This window comes from Actinacidiphila sp. bgisy160 (assembly GCF_057707815.1).
Map to the genome: position 1 here is coordinate 1 of NZ_JBYIQW010000130.1, position 1,139 is coordinate 1,139.

Here is a 1,139-nt window from a genome sequence, read left to right on the forward strand (position 1 = left end):
CCGCCCGCGCACACCCACACCATGATCGCCTACACCATCACAAGGGACGCGATCTGCTCTCATCGGGACGCCGGACCGCGCGCGAGGAGGTTGGTGCCTACCGGATCCTCGCCCAGGTCAGCCCCGCCTCGTACCTGCCGCGCTTGGTCAAGGCGTTGCTGCGTATGACGTACGACACCAGTTCCGGCCGCAAACATCCCGCATCCCTCGCACTGCACGAAGAGGCTGTGGCCGTGGCGCGATCCATCGATCCGGCCGAAGCTGCCCGTGCGGATCTTCTCTACGAGACCCTCGACGGGTGCCAGAGAGAGCTGTACGACCTGGGCCGGCGCGCCGAAGGGCTCGCCATGCGCGCCGAGATGCTCGCCATCGGCCGTGCACAGGCCGAGATGTCCGGAGCCCATGCGGTCCGGGGACTGCACACGTGGGCTGCTGGCCCGTCAGAGGAGGGCCGGTATGCCGAGGCTGCCGATGCCATGACCGAGTTGGTCGGAGCGATCCTGCCCGATGGTTTCGGCAGCGGATCTCTCGCCTGGTCACTCGTGGAGTGGATCGCCGCTCTCCACGACGCAGGTCGGTGCGACGAAGCGCTCAGCGCGTTCGGGACACTCGTCACCCTGGAAGCCTCCGAGGCCGCAAACGACCGCGGTTCGATGGCGTGCCATCTCTACGCGCTCATCGGGTACGCGCAGTTGCTCGACACCTACGGCCAGGAGGAGCAGGCTGCCGCTGTGCGTCAAGAGGCCCTCGCGTTGCTGACGGAGCTGGCCGACACCGGTGAGCGGAAGACCTGGAGTGGCTATCAGGCGGCGTTTTGGGCGGTCCTACTGTTCTTCTCAGGTGCCGACAGTGATCGGCCGGTGTCCGGTGAACCACATCCCCCCTTGGCGACGGCGCCCGGCCAATGGTCGCCCGATGTCAGGCGGCGCTACTTCGAGAGCCGTGACGCCCTCCGTGAGGAGGTCGACGCCCTTGCGCCGCGAGCCACGGAGCATCCCGACCGGCATCTGGCCGAACTGGTCCGGCTGCACCGGGTCCTCACCGTCCGCTCCGCCGTGTACTGGCAACACCGCACTCATCTGTTCGCGGAGCGCCTGCGCGCCCTGTTCGACGACGGAGTCGGCCTGGCATGCCAGCTG

General features: G+C 67.9%; 1 protein-coding gene. It reads left to right on the top strand.

All coding sequences use genetic code 11. The features are described from left to right. Nucleotides 1–104 precede the first annotated feature (104 nt). Nucleotides 105–1,139, top strand: a 1,035-nt coding sequence (locus tag AC3EUJ_RS37130) for a tetratricopeptide repeat protein (RefSeq protein WP_431969405.1), incomplete at its 3' end; no start/stop codon positions are given.